General features: G+C 60.0%; 24 protein-coding genes. 15 read left to right on the top strand and 9 right to left on the bottom strand.

All coding sequences use genetic code 11. The annotated features are described in order from the left end of the window. Nucleotides 1-97 precede the first annotated feature (97 nt). The 15 genes from accA to rpoS all read left to right on the top strand — a co-directional run bounded on the left by accA (nt 98) and on the right by rpoS (nt 13713). Nucleotides 98-1051 carry an acetyl-CoA carboxylase carboxyl transferase subunit alpha gene (gene accA, locus BG841_RS16235; protein WP_070058593.1) on the top strand — a complete coding sequence of 318 codons (954 nt, stop codon included), beginning with the start codon at nt 98-100 and terminating at the stop codon, nt 1049-1051. Further along, entirely contained in the window at nt 1035-1964 is a 930-nt protein-coding gene (gene tilS / locus BG841_RS16230) for a tRNA lysidine(34) synthetase TilS (RefSeq protein WP_228141690.1), read from the top strand. The genes accA and tilS (BG841_RS16230) overlap by 17 nt, the downstream gene beginning before the upstream one ends. Then, complete coding sequence (gene tilS, locus BG841_RS17500) at nt 1849-2385, top strand: tRNA lysidine(34) synthetase TilS (RefSeq protein WP_228141689.1); 537 nt, start codon at nt 1849-1851, stop codon at nt 2383-2385. Before tilS (BG841_RS16230) ends, tilS (BG841_RS17500) begins: the two co-directional genes overlap by 116 nt. Before the next feature lie 95 nt (nt 2386-2480). Continuing rightward, nucleotides 2481-4118, top strand: a complete 1638-nt coding sequence (locus tag BG841_RS16225) for a CTP synthase (RefSeq protein WP_070058592.1) — start codon at nt 2481-2483, stop codon at nt 4116-4118. 89 nt (nt 4119-4207) lie between these two features. After that, a complete protein-coding gene (gene kdsA / locus BG841_RS16220) occupies nt 4208-5053 on the top strand; it encodes a 3-deoxy-8-phosphooctulonate synthase (protein WP_070058591.1) in 846 nt (281 codons plus the stop codon). Nucleotides 5054-5135: 82 nt separating this feature from the next. Next, entirely contained in the window at nt 5136-6434 is a 1299-nt protein-coding gene (eno, locus tag BG841_RS16215; RefSeq protein WP_070058590.1) for a phosphopyruvate hydratase, read from the top strand. Between the two features lie 97 nt (nt 6435-6531). After that, a complete protein-coding gene (locus BG841_RS16210; RefSeq protein WP_083260299.1) occupies nt 6532-6804 on the top strand; it encodes a septum formation initiator family protein in 273 nt (90 codons plus the stop codon). A gap of 65 nt (nt 6805-6869) precedes the next feature. Next, nucleotides 6870-7595 (top strand): 2-C-methyl-D-erythritol 4-phosphate cytidylyltransferase, encoded by a 726-nt coding sequence (gene ispD, locus BG841_RS16205; protein ID WP_070058588.1) that lies wholly within the window; start codon nt 6870-6872, stop codon nt 7593-7595. Between the two features lie 3 nt (nt 7596-7598). Then, entirely contained in the window at nt 7599-8078 is a 480-nt protein-coding gene (gene ispF, locus BG841_RS16200; RefSeq protein WP_070058587.1) for a 2-C-methyl-D-erythritol 2,4-cyclodiphosphate synthase, read from the top strand. Continuing rightward, complete coding sequence (truD, locus tag BG841_RS16195; RefSeq protein ID WP_070058586.1) at nt 8075-9112, top strand: tRNA pseudouridine(13) synthase TruD; 1038 nt, start codon at nt 8075-8077, stop codon at nt 9110-9112. The genes ispF and truD overlap by 4 nt, the downstream gene beginning before the upstream one ends. A 75-nt stretch (nt 9113-9187) precedes the next feature. Further along, nucleotides 9188-9937 (top strand): 5'/3'-nucleotidase SurE, encoded by a 750-nt coding sequence (surE, locus tag BG841_RS16190; RefSeq protein ID WP_070058585.1) that lies wholly within the window; start codon nt 9188-9190, stop codon nt 9935-9937. Further along, nucleotides 9937-10593: a protein-L-isoaspartate(D-aspartate) O-methyltransferase gene (locus BG841_RS16185; protein ID WP_070058584.1), complete on the top strand. Its 657-nt coding sequence runs from the start codon at nt 9937-9939 to the stop codon at nt 10591-10593. Before surE ends, BG841_RS16185 begins: the two co-directional genes overlap by 1 nt. Before the next feature lie 62 nt (nt 10594-10655). After that, nucleotides 10656-11561: a DUF368 domain-containing protein gene (locus BG841_RS16180; RefSeq protein WP_083260343.1), complete on the top strand. Its 906-nt coding sequence runs from the start codon at nt 10656-10658 to the stop codon at nt 11559-11561. Between the two features lie 210 nt (nt 11562-11771). Further along, entirely contained in the window at nt 11772-12560 is a 789-nt protein-coding gene (locus tag BG841_RS16175; protein ID WP_070058582.1) for a peptidoglycan DD-metalloendopeptidase family protein, read from the top strand. Nucleotides 12561-12708: 148 nt separating this feature from the next. Further along, on the top strand, nt 12709-13713 hold the full coding sequence (gene rpoS, locus BG841_RS16170) for an RNA polymerase sigma factor RpoS (RefSeq protein WP_070058581.1): 1005 nt from the start codon (nt 12709-12711) through the stop codon (nt 13711-13713). 61 nt (nt 13714-13774) lie between these two features. Here the strand turns inward: rpoS and nth are convergent, their stop codons facing one another. The 9 genes from nth to metG all read right to left on the bottom strand — a co-directional run bounded on the left by nth (nt 13775) and on the right by metG (nt 21967). After that, nucleotides 13775-14416: an endonuclease III gene (gene nth / locus BG841_RS16165; protein ID WP_070058580.1), complete on the bottom strand. Its 642-nt coding sequence runs from the start codon at nt 14414-14416 to the stop codon at nt 13775-13777. A gap of 18 nt (nt 14417-14434) precedes the next feature. Continuing rightward, on the bottom strand, nt 14435-15151 hold the full coding sequence (locus BG841_RS16160) for an electron transport complex subunit E (protein WP_070058889.1): 717 nt from the start codon (nt 15149-15151) through the stop codon (nt 14435-14437). A gap of 2 nt (nt 15152-15153) precedes the next feature. After that, entirely contained in the window at nt 15154-15804 is a 651-nt protein-coding gene (gene rsxG / locus BG841_RS16155; protein WP_070058579.1) for an electron transport complex subunit RsxG, read from the bottom strand. Between the two features lie 2 nt (nt 15805-15806). After that, entirely contained in the window at nt 15807-16859 is a 1053-nt protein-coding gene (gene rsxD / locus BG841_RS16150; protein ID WP_070058578.1) for an electron transport complex subunit RsxD, read from the bottom strand. 27 nt (nt 16860-16886) lie between these two features. Further along, the gene (locus BG841_RS17660) at nt 16887-17045 is read right to left on the bottom strand and encodes a hypothetical protein (protein ID WP_322853381.1); all 159 of its coding nucleotides are present in this window, start codon (nt 17043-17045) and stop codon (nt 16887-16889) included. Between the two features lie 163 nt (nt 17046-17208). Further along, nucleotides 17209-18660 (bottom strand): electron transport complex subunit RsxC, encoded by a 1452-nt coding sequence (gene rsxC, locus BG841_RS16145; protein WP_322853388.1) that lies wholly within the window; start codon nt 18658-18660, stop codon nt 17209-17211. Between the two features lie 69 nt (nt 18661-18729). Continuing rightward, complete coding sequence (gene rsxB / locus BG841_RS16140; protein ID WP_070058577.1) at nt 18730-19311, bottom strand: electron transport complex subunit RsxB; 582 nt, start codon at nt 19309-19311, stop codon at nt 18730-18732. Between the two features lie 16 nt (nt 19312-19327). Beyond that, nucleotides 19328-19909, bottom strand: coding sequence for an electron transport complex subunit RsxA (gene rsxA, locus BG841_RS16135; RefSeq protein WP_070058576.1), 582 nt, complete (start codon nt 19907-19909; stop codon nt 19328-19330). Nucleotides 19910-19930: 21 nt separating this feature from the next. After that, the gene (gene metG / locus BG841_RS16130; protein ID WP_070058575.1) at nt 19931-21967 is read right to left on the bottom strand and encodes a methionine--tRNA ligase; all 2037 of its coding nucleotides are present in this window, start codon (nt 21965-21967) and stop codon (nt 19931-19933) included. Nucleotides 21968-21980: the final 13 nt, after the last annotated feature.

The raw sequence follows: 21980 nt of genomic DNA, 5'->3' as shown, positions 1-21980 counted from the left end.
ATGTCCGCTTTAGCGGAATTGCCAGCCCTGCTATTGTTGGCTGAAATCTTATTTGGTGGGGCAGGGCTCCTCGCTCAGCGACAAATGACGGAAAATCATGAACCCTAATTATTTGGACTTTGAACAGCCGATTGCAGACCTGGAAGCGAAAATTGAAGAGCTTCGCATGGTGGGCAATGATACTGACATCAACATCACCGATGAGATCACGCGCCTTAAGAGCAAGAGCGTCAGTCTCACCGAAAACATCTTTTCAGACCTGAAACCCTGGGATGTTGCCCGGTTGGCGAGGCATCCGCGACGGCCGTACACCCTCGATTACATCAAACTGATGTTCGAGGACTTCGACGAGTTGCACGGCGATCGCCGCTACGCCGACGATCCGGCCATTGTCGGTGGCACCGCCCGGCTCAACGAACAGCCGGTGATGGTGATTGGGCATCAGAAGGGGCGGGAGGTGCGCGAGAAGGTGCTGCGCAACTTCGGCATGCCGCGTCCGGAAGGCTACCGCAAGGCATTGCGGCTGATGGAAATGGCCGAGCGGTTCAAGATGCCGATCCTGACGTTTATCGATACGCCGGGTGCGTATCCGGGTATTGGTGCGGAGGAGCGTGGTCAGAGTGAGGCCATCGCGTTCAACCTGGCGGTGATGTCACGACTGAAAACACCGGTTATTTCCACGGTGATCGGTGAGGGCGGCTCCGGTGGCGCGCTGGCGATTGGCGTGTGCGATCGCCTGTACATGTTGCAATACTCAACCTACTCGGTTATCTCCCCTGAAGGTTGCGCATCCATTTTGTGGAAGAGTTCGGATTATGCGGCCCAGGCTGCCGAAGCTATGGGGGTGACGGCCAGCCGTCTGAAAAGTCTGGGTTTGGCGGACAATGTGATTGATGAGCCCCTGGGCGGCGCACACCGCAATCCGGAAAAAATGGCCGGGGCCTTGAAAGAAGTCCTCGGTGAGGGGTTGGCGGAACTGGGCCGGTTGCCCCTCGATGAGCTGGTTGCCCGTCGTTACGAGCGCCTGACCCGCTATGACACCGGGCGGTAACCACCGCCCGCCCCCTGCTGTTCTGCCCGAACCCCTGACTGCGGCCCTGCGGTCGGTTCGGGCCGATTCTGACCTGGTTGTTGCCCTGAGCGGCGGTCTTGACTCTGTACTGCTGCTGCATGCGGCCGCCGCTATCCACCAGCACTCTGGCCGCAACCTTTCTGCCATTCATATTAATCACCAGCTGCAGTCGAATGCCGCAGAGATGGAACAGTTCTGCCGGGCGTTGTGTGCTGACCTGCAGGTGCCACTGACCGTTGAGCGGGTGGAAGTGCCGCTGTCAGCCAATGAGCTCGCCCGGGCTGGCGGGCTTGAGGAGAATGCTCGCGATGCCCGTTACCGCGCCTTTGATCAGCATCTGAACGATGGCGAGATTCTGCTGCTGGCCCACCATGGCGATGACCAGCTCGAAACCGTGCTGTTCCGCTTGCTGAGGGGCACCGGCGTGGCGGGGCTGGGTGGCATGCCCCGGGAGCGCGCGCTGGGGCGGGGACGCCTGTATCGTCCCTTGCTGGCATTCAGTCGCCATCAGCTCGAGCAGTGGGCCTGTGACCTGCAGATAAATTGGGTGGATGATCCCAGCAATGTCGATCACATCTACGACCGCAATTTTCTGCGTGGGGTGGTTATCCCCCCGCTGAAAGCCCGATGGCCCAACCTGCTCAGGCGGGTGCAAGGCACCAGCGATGCGTGTCGGGAAAGTGAGGAGCTGGCCGCGTCGTTGGCGCGCATTCATTACCAAAAAAGCGGCGGGTGCGGGGGGCAGGTTGCGTGTGGACGCCCTCCTCAGCTTGACCGTGGCGGAGCAGAAAAATCTGCTACGCTGGTGGGTAGAGCAGTGCGGCGGTTACCCCGCCCCCACACCGACAAACTGGCCCGCGATGCTGCGGGATTTGTTGTTGGCGGGCCCTGACCGGGCGCCGGTGTTCAGCGCCGAAGGGTTTGACATCCGCCGCTACCGGGGCGAGTTGTATCTGGTCCCGCACGCTGAAAGGTTGCCCGGGGGCCCCTTATGGTTGGAGCCTGGCAAGCCAGTGGACTGGCTGGGGCAGCGGGTGCAACTCGAACCGGCAGCAACGGCGCATACGCACATGCCGAAGATCCGGGTGGTGGCCCGGCAGGGAGGCGAGCGTATCAGGGAGTGGCCGCAAGGCCACTCCCGGCCCCTGAAAAAGTGGCTGCAGGACAAGGCCGTTCCCCCTTGGGAGCGGGCGCGGATACCGCTTTTGTACGAAGCTGACGAGTTGGTGGGGGTCGGCCAGTTTTGGCTGTCTCCCAAGTACAGCGGTCCGGCCCCGGAGAGCGGCTGGCGAATTATTTGGGGTGGGATTTAGATTGAGATGGTGGGGCCCTTCTGGTAATCTGGCGTCCCATCTTGAGATGATAATCTCCCTCCTTCACCGAACCAGATAAATCACACGGAATCTGCATGACGCGTTATATTTTCGTCACCGGCGGAGTAGTGTCTTCCTTGGGGAAAGGCATCGCTTCAGCCTCTTTGGCTGCAATCCTCGAAGCACGGGGCCTGAAGGTCACGATCCTCAAGCTGGACCCTTACATCAACGTGGACCCAGGCACCATGAGTCCGTTTCAGCACGGTGAGGTCTTCGTCACTGAAGACGGCGCGGAAACCGATCTGGACCTGGGCCATTACGAGCGATTCATCCGCAGCCGGATGACCCGCCGCAACAACTTCACCAGTGGCCGGGTGTACGAAGAGGTGATCCGCAAAGAGCGTCGGGGCGACTATCTGGGGGGCACCGTCCAGGTGATTCCCCATATTACCGATGAAATCAAGCGCCGCGTCGTGGAGGGAGCCGCCGGTGCCGATGTGGCCCTGGTGGAGATCGGTGGCACCGTGGGTGACATCGAGTCCCTCCCTTTTCTGGAAGCCATTCGACAGTTGAAGGTGGAAGTGGGCGCGCAACGGGCACTGTTCATGCACCTGACGCTGGTGCCCTTTATTGCCACCGCCGGTGAGGTGAAAACCAAACCGACGCAGCACTCCGTGAAAGAAATGCGTTCCATCGGCCTGCAGCCTGATATTCTGTTGTGCCGTTCCGAGCACGAGGTGGACGTCAGTTCCCGCCGCAAGATTGCCCTGTTTACCAACGTGGAAGAGCGGGCGGTAATCCCCCTGCGAGACGCCAAGACCATTTACGCCATTCCCCGCATGTTGCATGAATTCGGTCTGGATCAGCTGGTGATTGAGCGTTTCAATCTGGACGTGGGCGCGGCGGATCTCAGCGAGTGGGATGCGGTGGTCGAGTCCCAGCTGAACCCCGAGCATGAAATCACCATCGCCATGGTGGGCAAGTACATGGAGTTGCTGGACGCCTACAAATCACTGATTGAGTCCTTGCTGCACGCGGGCATCAAGACCCGTACCAAGGTCAAGATCAACTACATCGACTCGGAAGACATCGAGCGTGAGGGCACCGGTGTTCTGGACAGCGCAGACGCCATTCTGGTACCCGGCGGGTTTGGTGAGCGGGGAGTCGAAGGCAAGATCCGCACCGTCCAGTACGCCCGGGAAAATAAAGTACCCTATCTGGGCATATGTCTGGGCATGCAGGTGGCGGTGATTGAATACGCCCGCAATGTGGCCGGGCTCACCGCAGCCCACAGCACCGAGTTCCGGGAGCATACCCCGGAGCCGGTCATCGGCCTGATCACCGAATGGCTGGATGCCAGTGGAGAACGGGAAGCCCGCAGCAGTGACTCCGATCTGGGCGGAACCATGCGCCTGGGCGCCCAGGACTGCGTGCTGACCAGTGATTCCACCATTGCCCGCTGCTACGGCCGGAAAACCATCCGTGAGCGTCACCGTCACCGCTATGAAGTGAACAACCATTTCTTGCCGCAACTGGAAGCCGCCGGGCTGAAGATTGCCGGCCGTTCGACCGATCAGGCGCTGGTTGAAGTGGTTGAAGTCGAGGACCATCCCTGGTTCGTCGCTTGCCAGTTTCACCCTGAATTTACCTCCACCCCCCGTGACGGCCACCCGTTGTTCAAAGGGTTTGTGGAGGCCGCTTTGGCGACCAACGCCGGCCGGAAAACCGATTAGGTCAGTAGCAATGACGCCGGTGAAGTGCTTGCTTTACCGGCGTTTTGGTTAGACGACAGGACGTCCGTATCACACAGGAACCTTTAGGCATGGCACAGAAACAAGTCACCGTTGCCGATATCCGGATCGCAAACGACCAGCCATTTGTACTGTTTGGCGGCATGAACGTGCTGGAATCCCGGGAGCTTGCCTTTGAAGTGGCAGAAGCTTACCAGCAGGTGACCCAAAAACTGGGTATCCCCTACGTATTCAAGGCGTCTTTTGACAAGGCCAACCGTTCGTCGGTGAGTTCATTCCGCGGCCCCGGTCTGGAAAAAGGCCTGCAACTGCTGGCCGATATCAAGAGCAAGTTCGGCGTGCCGATCATTTCGGATGTGCACGAACCCGAGCAAGCCCAACCCGCCGCCGAAGTCTGCGACATCATCCAACTACCGGCATTTCTCAGCCGGCAGACCGACCTGGTGGTGGCCATGGCCAAAACCGGCGCGGCCATCAATATCAAAAAAGCCCAGTTCCTGGCGCCCCAGGAAATGTCCCATATCATCCGCAAGTGCGAAGAGGCCGGCAATGACCGGGTCATTCTGTGCGAGCGGGGTACCAGTTTTGGCTATAACAATCTGGTGGTCGACATGCTGGGCTTCGGCATCATGAAAGCCATGAATGTGCCAGTGTTTTTTGACGTCACCCACTCATTGCAAATGCCGGGTGGACGTGCCTCATCGGCGGGCGGTCGCCGGGCGCAGGTCACCGAATTGGCACTGGCCGGTATGTCGCAGGGTCTGGCGGGCCTGTTCCTGGAGGCCCATCCGGACCCCGATCAGGCGCTGTGTGACGGCCCCTGTGCGTTGCGACTCAGCCAGTTGGAGCCATTCCTGACTCAGGTCAAGGCGCTGGATACGCTGGTAAAAAGCTTTCCGGCTCTGGATACCGCGTAACACCGCACCGGCCGCAGAGTTGCTGACAAGTCTTTTAAACCAAACACTTGATTAAAATTGAACGCGTTGGAGTGTATGTAGCATGACAAAAATTGCCGACATCAAGGCCCGTGAAGTAATGGATTCCCGTGGAAACCCTACGGTTGAGGCCGATGTGATTCTGGAAGACGGTACCCTGGGGCGGGCCTGCGCCCCATCCGGTGCCTCCACCGGCTCCCGCGAAGCACTGGAACTGCGTGATCAGGATGCCGGCCGTTATCTGGGCAAAGGCGTGCTCAAGGCGGTAGCGGCGGTTAACGGGGATATTCGCACCGCTTTGCTGGGCAAGGACGCCGCCGATCAGCGTGACCTTGACCGCATCATGCTCGAACTGGACGGCACCGAGAACAAGGCCAATCTGGGCGCCAACGCCATCCTGGCGGTGTCACTGGCCGCAGCGAAAGCGGCGGCCGCTTCGTTGGGCAAGCCCCTGTACGCGCACATCGCGGACCTTAACGCTACTGCGGCCCAGTACAGCATGCCGGTGCCGATGATGAACATCATCAACGGCGGCGAACACGCGGATAACAACGTCGATATTCAGGAGTTCATGATTCAGCCGGTGGCGGCAGGCTCGTTTGCAGAAGCGCTGCGCATTGGTGCCGAGGTTTTTCACAGTCTGCGTAAAGTGTTACAGGCCCAGGGTTTGAATACCGCCGTGGGCGATGAAGGCGGTTTTGCGCCGAATTTACCCTCCAACGAAGCGGCACTGGCGGTTATTCAGCAGGCGGTCGAGCAGGCCGGTTACGAGCTGGGTAAAGATATCACCCTGGCGCTGGACTGCGCCGCTACAGAATTCTACAAAGACGGCAAGTACGTGTTGGCGGGTGAGAGCAAATCGTTCGACTCGGAAGGATTTGCGGATTACCTGGCCGGTCTGTGCGAGCGGTATCCGATCGTGTCCATTGAAGACGGCATGGACGAAAGTGACTGGACCGGTTGGAAAATCCTCACGGACAAACTGGGCAGCAAGGTTCAGCTGGTGGGCGATGATCTGTTTGTCACCAACACCAAAATTCTCAAGGAAGGCATCGCGAAAGGGGTGGGCAACTCAATTCTGATCAAGTTCAACCAGATCGGCAGTCTGAGTGAAACCCTGGATGCCATCAAAATGGCGCAGGATGCGGGCTTTACCGCGGTGATTTCTCACCGTTCCGGAGAAACCGAAGACACCACCATCGCCGACCTGGCAGTCGCTACCCGCGCCGGCCAGATCAAAACCGGATCCCTGTGTCGTTCCGACCGGGTGGCCAAGTACAACCAGCTGCTGCGCATCGAAGGGGAGCTGGGTGTCGAAGCAGCCCCTTACCGGGGTCTGAAAGAGATCAAGGGCCAGGGCTGATCGCCAATTTCCGAGGCATGGGCTACACTCCAGAAGCCGTTGTCCGCAACGGTTTCTGGGGAAGCGGATGAAGAAGGCGAGCGGAACGGGTCCGGTCATGAAAATACTCTGGGCAATCATGGTGGTGCTCATACTCCTCTTGCAGGTGCGCCTGTGGGTGGGGGAGGGCAGTTTTGCGCAAGTCTGGAGTCTGCAGGAAGCGATTGACGAACAACGGGCGGAGAATCAGAAGCTCGCGCTCCGCAATGAGCGTCTGTATGCCGAAGTGCGCAACCTGCGCAGTGAACAGGGTGCGGTCGAAGAACGTGCCCGCATGAATCTTGGCCTGATTCGTCAGGACGAAACCTTCTTTCTGGTCGTAGACCCATAACGCCCGGCCGGTGGGTTTTTCAGAAACCGTCCAGGCGTCCATTGAATTGCTGTTGAGCTCAACCCATGAGTGATCCCCGCATCTGGCTGGTCGTTCCTGCGGCTGGCGTCGGTCAGCGTATGCAGGCCGACTGTCCCAAACAGTACCTTTCCCTGCACGGTCGTTTTGTTCTCGATATTACCCTTGCGCGCATGCTGAGCGCGCTGGAATTCGCCGGTTGCATGGTGGCGCTGAATGCCAATGACCCATGGTGGCCCGCCTCCGAGGCCAGCAAAAGCCCGGAAATCCGGCATTGCGTAGGCGGCGCAGAGCGCGTCGATTCCGTACTCGCAGCCTTGCGTGCTTTGTCAGGCACTGCGCAACCGGACGACTGGGTGCTGGTGCACGACGTCGCCCGGCCCTGTGTGGCGCCGGAGGATGTCCAGCGGCTGGTGAGGACTCTGTGGGAGCATCCGACCGGCGGCTTGTTGGCCGCACCGGTGAGCGATACCCTGAAGCGGGTGGCCGGCAACAGGGTGGTCGACACTGTGGACCGGCAACAACTCTGGCGGGCCCTAACCCCGCAAATGTTCCGGTTTGGTGCGCTGCAACGGGCGCTTGAACAGGCGCTGACGGAGGCGGTTGCGGTGACCGACGAAGCCTCGGCGATGGAACACCTTGGCCGGCAACCGGTGGTGATTGCAGGGCGGCCGGACAACATCAAAATTACCCTCCCGGAAGACCTGCTGCTGGCGGAGTTCATTCTCGGCCAGCTGGAGCGGGGCGTGGACCGGGGGCAGACAGGAAAATAGTAGATGAGAATTGGTCAGGGTTTTGATGTGCACGCCTTCGGAGAGGGCGATCAGGTTATCCTCGGTGGCGTAGCCATCCCCCATTCACGCGGATTAAAAGCGCATTCCGATGGCGACGTGTTACTGCACGCGCTGGCGGACGCGCTACTGGGCGCGGTGGCGCTGGGTGATATCGGCCATTTGTTTCCCGATACCAGTGACGAATGGGCCGGCGCGGACAGTCGTGTGCTGTTGCGGGAAGTGGTCGCGCGGGTCAACGGCGCAGGCTATGACGTGGTGAATGTGGATGCCGTGATCATGGCGCAATCACCCAAGATGGCCCCCCACGTCGCGGCGATGCGGACCAACATTGCCGCCGATCTGGCGATTCCGGTCACCAGTGTCAGCGTGAAGGCCACGACCACCGAAAAGCTCGGGTTTACCGGCCGGAACGAAGGCATTGCCTGTCAGGCCGTCTGTCTGCTGAAACCGGTGGGCGTGTGACCGGGACTACGGCGGCCGGGCAGCCCCGGGAATGGTGCCTGAACTGGCCCTCTTCGCAGGGCAGCCGTCTAGGCCGTGCTTTGCTCAAAGCCACGCCGGATACCTTTTTCGTCGATGAGGATTTGGGCTTACCAGGGTTTCCCGCCCTGGGGAGCGCATCGGCTGGCGGAGTGACCGGGCAGGGAGAGCATCTTTGTCTGCGCCTGCAAAAACAAGGCGACAATACCGATTATGTGGCCCGTGAGCTTGCCGGCCTCGCCGGCTGCCAACACCAGGACGTTGGTTACTGCGGTATGAAAGACCGTCATGCGGTTACCCGGCAATGGTTCAGCCTTTATCTGCCCGGCAACGAAGCAAATGATGCCCGGCTGCTGGCAAGCATTGCCAACAACTGGCCGGTGCTGGCGGCGCACCGGCACCCCAGGAAACTGCGGCGTGGCGATCACCGCGGCAACTTTTTCAGAATCGCCCTGCAACAGGTCAGCGGCGATGTCGAGGCCATTGATGCAGCGTTGCGGCGTATCGCCATCACCGGATGCCCCAATTATTACGGCCATCAGCGATTCGGGCGGGCGGGGTATAATCTTGATCGGGCGATCCACATGAACCCGAACCGCGGCAAGGGCCGCAACCGCCGGCAGTCCGGGCGCAATCAACAGGGCTTGTATTTTTCGGCGGCGCGTTCGTGGCTGTTCAATCAGGTGCTGGCGGCGCGGGTCGCGGCAGGCACCTGGCAGCAACCGCTGCCGGGCGAGGGCGAGGCGGGGTATCCCACCGGGCCGCTCTGGGGTGACGGGGGCACCCTCGCCACCGGTACCGCAGAACAGTTTGAGCGTGACGTTGCCGGCGCATGGCCGGAGGTTTTGAGGGTGTTTTCGGCCACCCGGATGAAGCCCGAGAGGCGCGCTCTGGTGTTGCACCCGGTGGATCTGAGCTGGCGCTGGGAGGGTGACGACCTGCTGGAGCTGCAGTTTGGATTGGCGCCCGGCCAATATGCGACTGCTCTGATTGAAGATGTCTTTGAGTTGATATAACGCCTATTATATAACTGAAACTGATCGACAAACCCGCTACTGCAATGCCGGCGGATCAGGCAAACGGAGAAGCACGTGCGTATTCTGTTATCTAATGATGATGGTGTTCACTCACCGGGGCTCATGGCCCTGTACCAGGGCCTCGAAGGAATGGGTGACATGGAAGTGGTCGCCCCGGACCGGGATCACAGCGGCGCGAGTAACGCCTTGACGTTAAGTCGGCCGTTGCTTGTCGAACAGCACCCCAACGGTTTTCATTCCGTTGATGGCACCCCTACCGATTGCGTTCATCTGGCGGTCAGTGGGCTGTTCGACAAACCGTTCGACCGGGTGATTTCCGGCATCAATACCCACGCCAACCTGGGCGATGACGTCATCTATTCCGGGACCGTTGCGGCGGCGACCGAAGGCCGTCACCTGGGGCTACCGGCGATTGCGGTATCCTTGGTGAACAACGGTCACTACCATTACGAGACGGCCGCCCGCGTGGTAAGAATGCTGCTGGAAAAAAAGGAGCCTCTGGCGATGGGGCCCCGGTGCATTCTGAACGTCAATGTGCCTGACCTTCCCTGGGATCAGCTGGCCGGCTTTCGCGTGACCCGGCTTGGCTACCGGGAGCGCGCCCAGGGGGCCGTGCCGGTGGTGTGTCCGCGGGGCAAATCGCGGTTCTGGATCGGTGCTGCCGGGTCCGGGCAACACTCCGGGCTGGGCACGGACTTTGAAGCGATCAGTCAGAATTATGTGTCAATCACGCCGGTGCAGACCGACATGACCCGTCACGAAGCACTGAACTCCCTGCACCACTGGCTGGGGGAACTGGCCTGATGCTTATGGAGCCAGAAGGTATCGGCATGACATCACGACGCACGCGCATGCGCTTGATTCAGCGCTTGCGCGATGAAGGAATCACCAGCGAGGCCGTACTCGAGACCCTGCTGAGTAGCCCGCGGCATATCTTTCTGGATGAAGCCCTGGCCCATCGTGCCTATGAAGATACCGCCTTGCCGATCGGCCACGGGCAAACCCTGTCCCAGCCCTACATAGTCGCGAGAATGACCGAAGCGCTGCTCGATCACCAGCCCCGGCGTGTTCTGGAGGTGGGCACCGGATCCGGTTACCAGACCGCGATTCTGGCCCGCTTGGTGGATGAGGTCTACAGCGTAGAGCGCATCAAACCATTGCAGGATCGCGCCCGTGAGCGGCTGCGCAGACTGGACCTGCGCAACGTTATGCTGCGGCATGCGGACGGTGGCATTGGCTGGCCGGAAAAAGGACCCTTTGACGGCATCATGCTGACCGCCGCCCCGAAAGAAATTGCCCCGGAATTGCTGGCTCAGTTGGAGGACGGTGGGGTGTTGATCGGCCCGGTCGGCGAGGAGCGCCAGATGCTGGTTGAAATCGTTCGTCAGGGCGACTCCTTTGTAAGCCGCGATCTCGAGCCGGTGCGGTTTGTGCCCCTGCTGGGCGGGGTGGTGCGGTGAACAAGCCGGTGGAGAACGACCGTAATCAGAGTGCAGCGGGGGTGTTCCTGCGCGGGCTGGCGATGGGTGCCGCCGACATAGTTCCCGGCGTTTCCGGGGGGACGATTGCCTTTATAACCGGTATTTATTTCCGCCTGCTGGCCGCCATTAATGCGGTGCCAGCGGCGGTGGCTGCCCACCTTGTACGGGGGCAGCTGCGTCGGTTTTGGGATCGCTGCGATGGCGGATTTCTGCTCTGCCTGTTAGCAGGGGTGGTCACCAGTATTGTTACCCTGGCCTCGGCCATCAGTTTTGCTCTGACCAGCTGGCCAATATACATATGGAGTTTCTTTTTTGGCCTGATTCTGGCGTCCGTCTGGCATCTGGCCCGGCAGTTGCCGGCACTCAGCTGGGCCTTGCTGGCCCCTTTGGTCTGCGGCACACTGTTTTCCTGGTGGGTCTCCACCCTGCCGGTGGGCGCCGCAAACCCCACCGATTGGGTGTTTTTCGGCGCGGGGGCGCTCGCCATTTGCGCAATGATTTTGCCGGGCATTTCCGGCAGCTTTATTTTGCTGACCCTGGGGATGTATGCGCCGGTGCTGGCTGCGGTGAAAGAACTGCAGTTGGGCTCGCTGGCCTTGTTTGTTGCCGGCTGCGTCACCGGACTGCTGTCCTTTGCCAAACTGCTGACCTGGGCGATCCAGCGACATCACGATGCAATTCTGGCATTGTTAACGGGGTTCATGATCGGAGCGCTGAACAAGGTCTGGCCCTGGAAACAGGTGTTGAGCTGGCGGACGAACAGTTCCGGTGCCCAGGTGCCCCTGCAGGAAGTCAGCATTACCCCGATGCACTACGCCGAGCTGACCGGGTTGTCCTCGCACTGGCTGCTTGCGCTCTTGTTTGTGATGAGTGGCTTTTTGGTGGTGCTGTTGGTCGAATGGCTGGGCAAAGGTCAGGTCGCCACAGCGGATCCGCACAATGTGTAAGGGCGCTGGCAGTGTTACTTTCCACTTGCAAAATGTTTCTGAATGTAACGTTTGTTGTGGGGTATTCTACTGATCCGGTTACAAATAACACCATACATGATCGGATTTGTGATGCGCCTTGAACGCAGGACGGGTTTTTTCCATTACCTGAACACCCCCTTGTCTGCGCCCGGGAAAAGGGGGAGACCGGTCCGTTTCAGAGTAGGTGATATGCGCCGGTTGCCTTGGTTGATTGTACTGGCCGCAATGCTGTCTGGTTGTAATACACCATCGATCTACCGGGACGATGCCTACAATCCGCCGGTGTATTGGGGGCGGCATGTGGTCCAGTCCGGTGACACCTTGTACAGCATAGCCTGGCGTTACGGCCGGGATTATCGCGAACTGGGCAGTGCCAATGGTCTGTCCCCTCCCTACCACATCAAGGCCGGCACCGTCCTGCGTCTGGATTTGCGGGGCAGTGCACCCACCCGAGCGCAAACCGCCCCCCGAACGACGCCGGTGCGACAAACCACTGCCGCCCGCCCGGTTTCAGCACCGGCCCAATCTGCCCCGGCGAGCCGCCCCGCGGCATCGCGCAGGCCCGCGAAGGCGGTGCCGTCCACCCCCCGTCCACAAGTCGTGTCCCGTATTGAATGGCAGTGGCCCCATGTTGGCACCGTACTTGCTGGGTTTTCTACAGCCGGGAAAGTCAACAAAGGCATTGATATTGCAGGCAAACCAGGGGATGCGATAAAGGCTGCAGCGTCCGGTAACGTGGTGTATGCCGGCAACGGCTTGCTCGGTTACGGAAACCTTGTCATTGTTAACCATAACGAGCATTATTTAAGCGCGTATGCACACAATCGTAAAATTCTGGTACAAGAAGGAGACAACGTTAAAGCCGGACAGGTGATTGCCGAGTTGGGAAGCAGCGGTGCCGACAAACCAAAACTGCATTTTGAGATCCGTAAAAATGGCAACCCGGTGAACCCCGCGCATTATTTGCCCGCAAGGTAAAAGGCAGCAACTGTCCGCAACACATCGCAAGACAAGAATAACAAGCGCCTGGTTGCCACAGGCACCGGACGCCGTATCAGCAGGCACTCACAACAACAAATAACGAGTGAGTGGCAAATGCAGATAATCGATAGGCGGGGCAAGAACTATGTCAGCAGAACATGAAGAACTCATTGTTGATCGTGTTTCCGAAGAAGTGGAAACAGAACAGGAATTGGAGTTTGAGAGTGTTGAAAAGGTTGGGAAGACCACGCTGCGCCCGGATGGCCGCATAGATGAAGACAGCCTTCCAGCCAGAAGTCGTTTCCATGCCAGTTCCAAGCAATTGGATGCCACCCAGATCTACCTCAACGAAATTGGTATTTCTCCTCTCCTGACAGCGGAGGAGGAAGTGTATTTCTCGCGCTTGGCCCTCAAGGGCGACGAGGCCGGCCGCAAGCGAATGATTGAAAGCAATCTGCGGCTGGTGGTAAAAATTGCACGGCGTTACGTCAATCGTGGTCTGACCCTGCTTGACCTCATAGAAGAGGGCAATCTGGGGTTGATCCGAGCCGTCGAAAAATTTGACCCGGAGCGAGGTTTCCGGTTTTCCACGTACGCCACCTGGTGGATTCGCCAAACCATAGAGCGGGCAATCATGAACCAGACCCGCACCATCCGCTTGCCCATCCATGTGGTCAAAGAGCTGAACCTGTATCTGCGCGCTGCGCGGCGGCTGAGCCAGGAGCTGGATCATGAACCCACCGCGGAAGACATTGCCCGAGAGGTCGACAAGCCGGTCGCGGACGTCGAGCGCATGCTCGGCCTGAACGAGCGGATCGCCTCCGTTGATACCCCCATTGGCCACAACGGGGAAAAATCCCTGCTCGATACAGTCGCGGATGAGGGCGCGAGCGATCCGGCGGACCTGCTTCAGGACACCGATATGCGCGCGTGCATCGGCAAGTGGATCGATCAACTCAGTGACAAACAGCAGGAAGTCCTGTCCCGTCGATTTGGCCTGCGTGGCTACCCCACCAGTACGCTGGAAGAAGTCGGCCAGGAGATCGGTCTGACCCGTGAGCGGGTGCGTCAGATTCAGGTTGAGGCGCTACGCCGGTTGCGGGAGATTCTGGAGAAGGAAGGCCTATCCAGCGCGTTGCTGTTTAAGTAACGCCCCCTGACTCACACCAGCGGCCTCCTTCGGGAGGCCGTTTTTTCAGGTGGCCCGAGGCTTAGTCCAGGTACTCGGTTTTCTGTTTGAATTCGCACAGATCTTCGATGATGCAGGCACCGCAGCGGGGTTTGCGCGCGGTGCAGGTGTAACGCCCGTGCAGTATCAGCCAGTGATGGGCGTCCATCAGGAACTCTTTGGGCACCAGGCGCATCAACCGTTTCTCCACTTCCAGGACGGTCTTTCCCGGGGCAATGCCGGTACGATTCGATACCCGGAAAATATGGGTGTCGACCGCCATGGCGGGTTGTCCGAACGCGGTGTTCAGCACCACGTTGGCGGTTTTCCGGCCGACGCCGGGCAAGGCCTCCAGTGCTTCGCGGGTGTCTGGCACCTCGCTGTTGTGGCGCTCAACAAGCAGCCGACAGGTTTTGATGACATTTTCGGCCTTACTGTTGAACAAACCGATGGTTTTGATGTACTCCTTGAGGCCGTCTACCCCCAGCGCCAGAATGGCCTCCGGCGTGTTGGCCACCGGGAATAGCCGGGCGGTGGCCTTGTTGACACCCACATCAGTGGCCTGCGCCGACAGAATCACCGCGATGAGCAGTTCAAAGGTTGAGCTGTATTCGAGTTCGGTGGTGGGGTTCGGGTTGTCGTTGCGAAAGCGCGTAAATATTTGCGTGCGCTTGTCTTTATTCACGTTTGTATACCTGCCTTATCATGAGACTTGTCCGGTGACCCGTACGCGTTTGCTGCCGGCGGATGCCGATTGGGGAGCCTGACTGCGCCGCCGGGATTGCATGCGGTTGTCAATGCCATTTTTCAGGGCAATCAGCAGCCCCAGGCCCACAAAGGCGCCGGGGGGTAATACCATAAAAAGAACGCCGGGGTAGTTGGCCAGGGGTTCCAGCGTCCAGTCGGCGGCGCGCGGGCCCAGCAACAGGTGCATGTCGGCAAACAGCGTGCCCTGGCCGGTCAGTTCCCGGAGAGCGCCGAGCAGGATGAGCACCACAAAAAAGCCCAGCCCCATCATCAGCCCGTCCAGCAGGGCGGGCAGGGGCGGGTTTTTGCTGGCGAAAGCATCGGCCCGACCGAGGATGGCGCAGTTGGTCACAATCAGCGGAATAAAAATACCGAGAATCTGATACAGCTCGTAGGTGAAAGCCTGCATCAGCAGTTCGGCGCAGGTGACGAATGAGGCAATGATCATCACGAACGCGGGTAGTCGGACGGAGTCGCTGACAAAATTGCGTATCAGGGACACGGCAAGGTTGGAGCCCATCAGCACCAGCAGGGTGGCCAGTCCCAGACCCAGTGCGTTGACCACGGTGCTGGTAACGGCCAGCAGCGGGCACAGCCCCAGCACCTGCACAAGCGCCGGGTTATTGGTCCACAACCCGTCGCGAATGATGTCGGTATTGCTTTTGGTTGCCATGGTCATACCTGTTCCCCGGCGGGTGTTTGCTGCCAAGTGCGTTGAATCAGACCCTGATTGCGTCGGGTGTACTCCAGGGCGCGTTTGACGGTATGGGTGACGGCCCGTGGGGTGATGGTGGCGCCGGTAAACTGATCAAATTCTCCGCCATCTTTGGTCACCGTCCACTGTTCTGCCGGCAGACTTCTGAGCGAGTGGCCGTTAAAATCCAGCACCCAGTCGGACTTCTTCAGTTCCACTTTGTCGCCCAGCCCGGGGGTTTCTTTATGGGTCGTGATGCGTACGCCCAGAATGTCGCCGTTCGGAGCAATGCCCACCAGCAAATGGATGTCACCGGAATACCCGTCCGGGGCCACCATGGGGACAATCAGACCGGCCGGGGCGCCATTCTGACGGGCGACCCACACGGTAGTCGGGTTCTGTACGCCCAGCGCTGGCTCGGCCGGGAGGGTCAGGGTATCGGCCAAAAGGTCGTTGCTGTGGGCTGACTGTGGAATTATTTCAAACAGGGCGCGCGCCTCCGCCAGCTCAACCTGTTGCTGAATGCGGTGGGCGGTCAACGCCTGGGTGACGGCAATGGTGCCGCCGGTAATCATGGCGAACAAACCCAGACCGATGGCGCTGTTGCGGATGGAATGACCTAAGGCTGCCATAGTTATCCCGTTGTTTTGCCCGGTAAGCCGCGCCTGGCTTTGTGGTGGCCGTAGGTTCGCGGCGGGGTGTAATGATCGATAAATGGCACGGCAAAGTTCATCAGGAGTACCCCGAACGCAACCGCGTCGGGGTAGTTGCCCCAGGTGCGGATGATATAAACCAATATACCCACCCCCGCGCCGTAGATAAGCTTGCCCTGATGGCTGGTGGCGGCGGTGACCGGGTCGGTGGCGATGAAAAACGCCCCCAGCATGGTACCACCGGCCAGCAGATGCAGGGTCAGCGGGGTATACAGATCGGAGTCGGCGCCAAATGCCAGGCTCATAACGATGAGTCCGGCCAGCAGGCTGACCGGTATGTGCCAGGTAATAATCCGCAGACCCAGCAACAGCGCACCGCCGGCCAGGAAACCGGCGTTCACCCATTCCCAGCCTTTGGCAAACCCGCTGCCAAAAGTGGGGTGCGCCAGAACCTCGGCGGCAGTCAACCGGCTGATCTGGTGTTTGTATTCGTCCAGCGGGGTGGCCATGGTAAAACCGTCGACCGCGGTCTGTCGACCGGAGAAAATGCTGTGCAGGGTGTCGCCCAGCCCGGGTGCCGAGTCCCACAAGAGTCCCGGCTGGGCCCAGTTGGTGGTCATGGCAACCGGAAACGACACCAGCACCAGGGCATACCCGACCATGGCCGGGTTAAACGGGTTGGCTCCAAGCCCGCCGTACAATTGTTTGGCGATAACAATGGCGGCGATGACGGCGGTCGCCGATACCCACCAGGGCGTCAGTTGCGGCAGGGACAAACCCAGCAGCAGGCCAGTCACCGCTGCGGTGTTGTCTTTCAGGAAAAACCCCAGCGGCTTTCTGCGCAGACCCAAAATGGCGGCCTCGGCGGCGACGGCAATGGCCATGCACCAGAGCACATTCACCAGGTTGCCCCACCCAAAGAACAGGGTCTGCGCCACCAGCCCCGGCAGGGTGGCCAGCATCACCCACAGCATAACGCGGGAGGTGGACCTGGCCCCACGGGTATGGGGGGAAGAGTGTTGTCGTAACGTCATTGCGTGAAAACCTGATAATGGGAGCCGCTACTGCAGCGATTCCGGTCCCGGGAGCGGGGTTTGTCGGGCTTGTGTCAACGCCGCTTGCGCACGGGCGACCCGGTCTGAATTTTTGGCTACCGCCCGTTCCAGTTTGGCGACGTTGTCGGCCCCCGCGGCTTGCGCTTCGGCCAGTAGGCCCTGCATGGTAAGCAGTTTGTGTTCCGCCTGCGCCAGTTGTTTCTCCAGCGTGGCGATATTCTCTGTCGCCTCGCTGCCCGCCGGTTCGGCGGCTGCGGTTGGCGCCGGGGCAGGCGCTGCGGGTGCAGGGGCAGCAGCCTGCGCGGATTTTTTCCGCGCCAGCGCCGCTTTAACCAGTGCTGCTTTGGCCGCGCGATCGTCGCTGGCCGGTGCATCGCCGCTGGTGTCGGCGGTAGCCCGTTTTTTTAGTCTGGGCCTCCGCGGCCGCGCGGGCTCGTTGCCGGCGTCTTTCTTCCCGCTCTGCCTGTTCCCGCTCGAGGCGTGCCTGACGTGCCTCGAAGCGCGCCCGGGCCTGGTCGGATTTGCTTTGCTCGGCCTGCTGGGTACGAATCTCCCCCTTGGCAAACCGGTAGTATTGCACCAGCGGTATGGAACTGGGACACACGTAGGCGCAGGCGCCGCACTCGATGCAGTCGAACAGATTCTGATGTTCCGCTTTCTCAAATTCGGCCGCTTTGGCGTACCAGAACAGTTGCTGGGGCAGCAACTTTACCGGGCACACTTCAGCGCAATGACCGCAGCGGATACAGGGTTGCTCGGGCGCAGGGTCGGGCAGCTCTGCGGCGGTCGCGGCGATAATGCAGTTGGTGGTCTTAATGACCGGCGCGGCCGGCTGGTTGAGGGTGTAACCCATCATGGGTCCACCCAGTACCAGCCGGTTGAGACGGTCCGGGGCCAGCTGTGCCCGGGACAGCAGATGCTCAATCGGTGTGCCCAGCAGCACCTCGAAGTTGCCCGCTGCCTTGACTGCGTCACCGGTCACTGTGGTGATGCGGGAAATAAAGGGCTCGCCCTGGAGCACGGCCCGGGATACGGCGTACGCAGTGCCGACATTCTGGCACATGACCCCGATGTCGGCGGGGATCCCGCCGTGGGGCACTTCCATACCGGTCACTATCTGGATCAATTGTTTCTCACCACCCGAGGGGTACTTGGTGGGAATCACCAGAGTTTCGGTCTGGGTACCTGCGGTGGCGGCCCGGATGGCCTGAATCGCCTCCGGTTTATTATCTTCGATGGCGATGACGCATCGTTCCGGTCGCAGGATCCAGGCCATGATCTGCAAGCCGCTGATGATCTGCCCGGCTCGCTCCCGCATGAGCATGTCGTCGGCAGTAATGTAGGGCTCACACTCGGCGCCGTTGAGGATCAGGGTGTCTACCTTGCGTTCGCGGAGCGGGTGCAGCTTGACGTGGGTGGGAAACCCGGCCCCGCCCATGCCGGCAATGCCCGCGTGGCGGATGAGTTCGAGCAGCTGGCCCCGATCCAGACTCTTGTAGTCGGCGGTCGGAGTGCGTTCCCCCCAGGTATCCAGACCATCGGGCCGCAAGGTGATGCACCAGTCAGTCATGCCGGAAGGATGGGGGACCGGCTGCAGGGAAATGGCCTCTACGGTGCCCGATGTCGGGGCGTGCACCGGCACGGCCAGGTGATCGGCCGCCTCGGCCAGGCAGCTGCCTTTGAGCACCCGGTCACCCACTGCCACCAGGGCTTTCGCGGGCTGCCCGATATGCTGATGCAACGGCAGCGTCAGCGTATCGGGGATGCCGCCGTCCTGAATGGCCCGGGCGGTGGACTGGTGTTTGTTTTCGGGGGGGTGTATGCCCCCCCGGAAAATTCCACAGAGTTGTCATGAGTGGGCGGCTTCCTGGCGGTCGGTGACGATGATGTGGCTGCCGGGTGCGCTCCAGGTCCAGGCGCGAATGTCCGGTTCAAGGGGGATCATGTCAATGCAGTCAACGGGACAGGGGTCCACACATAAGTCACAACCGGTGCACTCGCTTTCAATCACCGTATGCATGTGCTTGGCGGCACCGAGAATGGCGTCTACCGGACAGGCCTGAATGCATTTGGTGCAGCCGATGCATTCGTCTTCGCGGATCACCGCCACACGCTTGGCCTGTTCGACCCCGTGTTCGGCATCCAGAGGTTCCGGTTCCACATCGAGCAGGTCGGCCAGCGCGTTGATGGTGGGCTCGCCCCCCGGTGGGCACTTGTTGATGGCGCCTCCTTCGGCAATATACTCCGCGTAGGGGCGACAGCCCGGAAACCCGCATTGGCCACACTGGGTCTGCGGTAGCAGGGAATCGATGGTGTCTACAAGCGGGTTGCCTTCCACCCGGAAGCGGACCGCTGCAAAACCGAGAATTGCGCCGAACACCAGCGCAAGCCCCAGCAGCACGGTGATTGCAATGAGAATGCTGGTCCACATAAGCACAACTGCTCCGTTACACGCTGACCAGGCCGGTAAAGCCGAGGAACGCCAGGGCCATCAGGCCCGCGGTGATCATGCCGATGGAGGCACCCCGGAAGGCCGGCGGTACGTCCGCCACCGCGATGCGCTCACGCATGGCCGCAAACAGGATCAATGCCAGGGAAAACCCGAGCGCGGCCCCCACCCCGTAGAGCACCGATTGCACAAAGTTGTTGTGCTTGTTCAGGTTGAGCAGGGCAACCCCCAGCACGGCGCAATTGGTGGTGATCAGGGGCAAAAAGATCCCCAGCACACGGTACAGCAGCGGGCTGGTCTTGCGCACCACCATCTCGGTAAACTGCACCACCACCGCGATTACCAGGATAAAGGTGATGGTCTTCAGAAACGCCAGCCCCAAGGGTTCCAGCAGATAAGTGTAGGCCAGATAGCTGCAGACCGAAGCCAGGGTCAGCACAAAGGTGGTCGCCAGTGACATGCCCATGGCGGTTTCCAGCTTCCCGGAAACACCCATAAAAGGGCACAGTCCGAGAAACTGGACCAGCACGAAGTTGTTCACCAGTATGGTGCTGACCAGAATCAGCAAATACTCAGTCATTCACCGGTGCTCCAGCGGACATTACATGATCCGCATGCCGGGAGTTGCGCCCGCGTCCGGCGACAGCAGGAATATGTCCTTGTCGCCGGGGCCCGCGGCCAGCACCATGCCTTCCGACACCCCGAATTTCATCTTGCGCGGCTTCAGGTTCGCCACCATCACGGTCAGACGCCCCTGCAGATCTTCCGGAGCGTAGGCGGACTTGATGCCGGCGAACACATTGCGTTCACCGTGACCGATGTCCAGAGTCAGACGCAGCAGCTTGTCGGCACCTTCCACGTGTTCGGCGTTGATGATCTTGGCGACCCGCAGGTCCACCCGGGCAAAGGCGTCAAACTCGATTTCTGCCGCCACCGGCTCGAGATTGGTCTGTGCCTCGGAGGTTTGGGCGGCTGCGGCGGACTGGTCTTCCCGGGACGCGTCGAGCATTTTGTCGATGCTGGCCATGTCCACCCGGCTCATCAGCGGCTTGAACTTGTTGATGGCGTGGTTTTCCAGCCGCTGGCTGCGGCTGTTCCAGTCAAATTCGGCATTGAGAAACTCCGCCGCCCGTGCCGCAGTATTGGGCAGGACCGGCGCCAGATAGGTCATCAACAGGTGGAACATGTTGAGGGCATTGGTGCAAATAGCCTGTAATTGGGCCTCTTGTCCGTCCTGTTTGGCAACCACCCAGGGCTGCTGATCATTGACGTACTGGTTGGCTATGTCGGCCAGCTCCATGATGCGGCGCATGGCCCGTCCGAATTCGCGGTTTTCGTAATAGCTGGCGATGTCCTCACCCGCCGCAATGAAGGTGCTCAGCTTGTCGGTTTCGGTAATGGTACCCAGCTGGCCATCAAAACGTTTGGTGATAAAACCCGCACTGCGGCTGGCAATGTTGACCACCTTGCCGACCAGATCCGAGTTGACCCGCGACGCAAAGTCCTCGAGGTTCAGGTCCATGTCGTCGACGCCGCTGGTCAGCTTGGCGGCGAAGTAATAGCGCAGGTACTCCGGATTGAGGTGCTCCAGATAGGTGCGGGCCATGATAAAGGTGCCCCGGGATTTGGACATCTTCTTGCCATTGACGGTCACAAAACCGTGGGCCCAGACCGCACTGGGCGTACGGTATCCGGCGCTGTGCAACATGGCGGGCCAGAACAGGGCATGGAAATTGATGATGTCCTTGCCAATGAAATGGTACACCTCGGCCTCGGAATCGGGCTTCCAGTAATGGTCGAAATCAATGCCTGCGCGCTCGCACAGGTGTTTGAAACTGGCAAGGTAGCCGATGGGCGCGTCCAGCCAGACATAAAAATACTTGCCGGGTGCGTCCGGGATTTCAAAACCGAAATAGGGCGCGTCGCGAGTGATGTCCCATTCTTGCAGGCCGTCGTCCAGCCACTCCGCCAGTTTGTTGGCCACCTGGGGCTGCAAGGTGCCGCTGCGGGTCCAGGTTTGCAAAAACTCGGTGAACTCGGGGAGCCGGAAGAAGTAGTGTTCGGATTCTTTGGCGACCGGGGTGGCACCGGACACCGCTGAGCGCGGATTGAGCAGCTCGGCGGGGGTGTAGGTGGCGCCACAGGCTTCACAGTTATCACCGTACTGGTCATCGGTTTTGCAGTTGGGGCAGGTGCCCTTGATGAACCGGTCGGCCAGGAACATGTTTTTTTCCGGGTCGTACGCCTGGGTAATCTGGCGGGTCGCAATATGGCCGTTTTTTTGCAGCTGACGGTAGATATACTCGGAGAATTGTTTGTTTTCTTCCGAGTGGGTTGAATAATAATTGTCGAACGCAATGTGGAAGTCGGCAAAATCCGCCTGATGTTCCTTGTTGATGCGCTCAATCAGTGCTTCCGGCGTGATGCCTTCCTGCTCGGCCCGGAGCATAATGGCGGTGCCGTGGGCGTCGTCTGCACAAACGTAGTAGCAGTTATGGCCGCGCATTTTCTGATAGCGCACCCAGATGTCCGTCTGAATGTATTCCAGCAGATGCCCCAGGTGAATTGGGCCATTGGCATAGGGCAGGGCGCTGGTAACCAGAATGTCGCGCTGTTTCTGTGTACTCGTTTGCGTCATGTTAAGTGTCCGA

It is taken from the genome of Marinobacter sp. X15-166B, from assembly GCF_001752365.1.
In the GTDB taxonomy this organism is placed as follows: Bacteria; Pseudomonadota; Gammaproteobacteria; order Pseudomonadales; family Oleiphilaceae; genus Marinobacter.
Note: the sequence above shows the minus strand (reverse complement) of the source record. Positions and strands in the feature narration are given on the sequence as shown.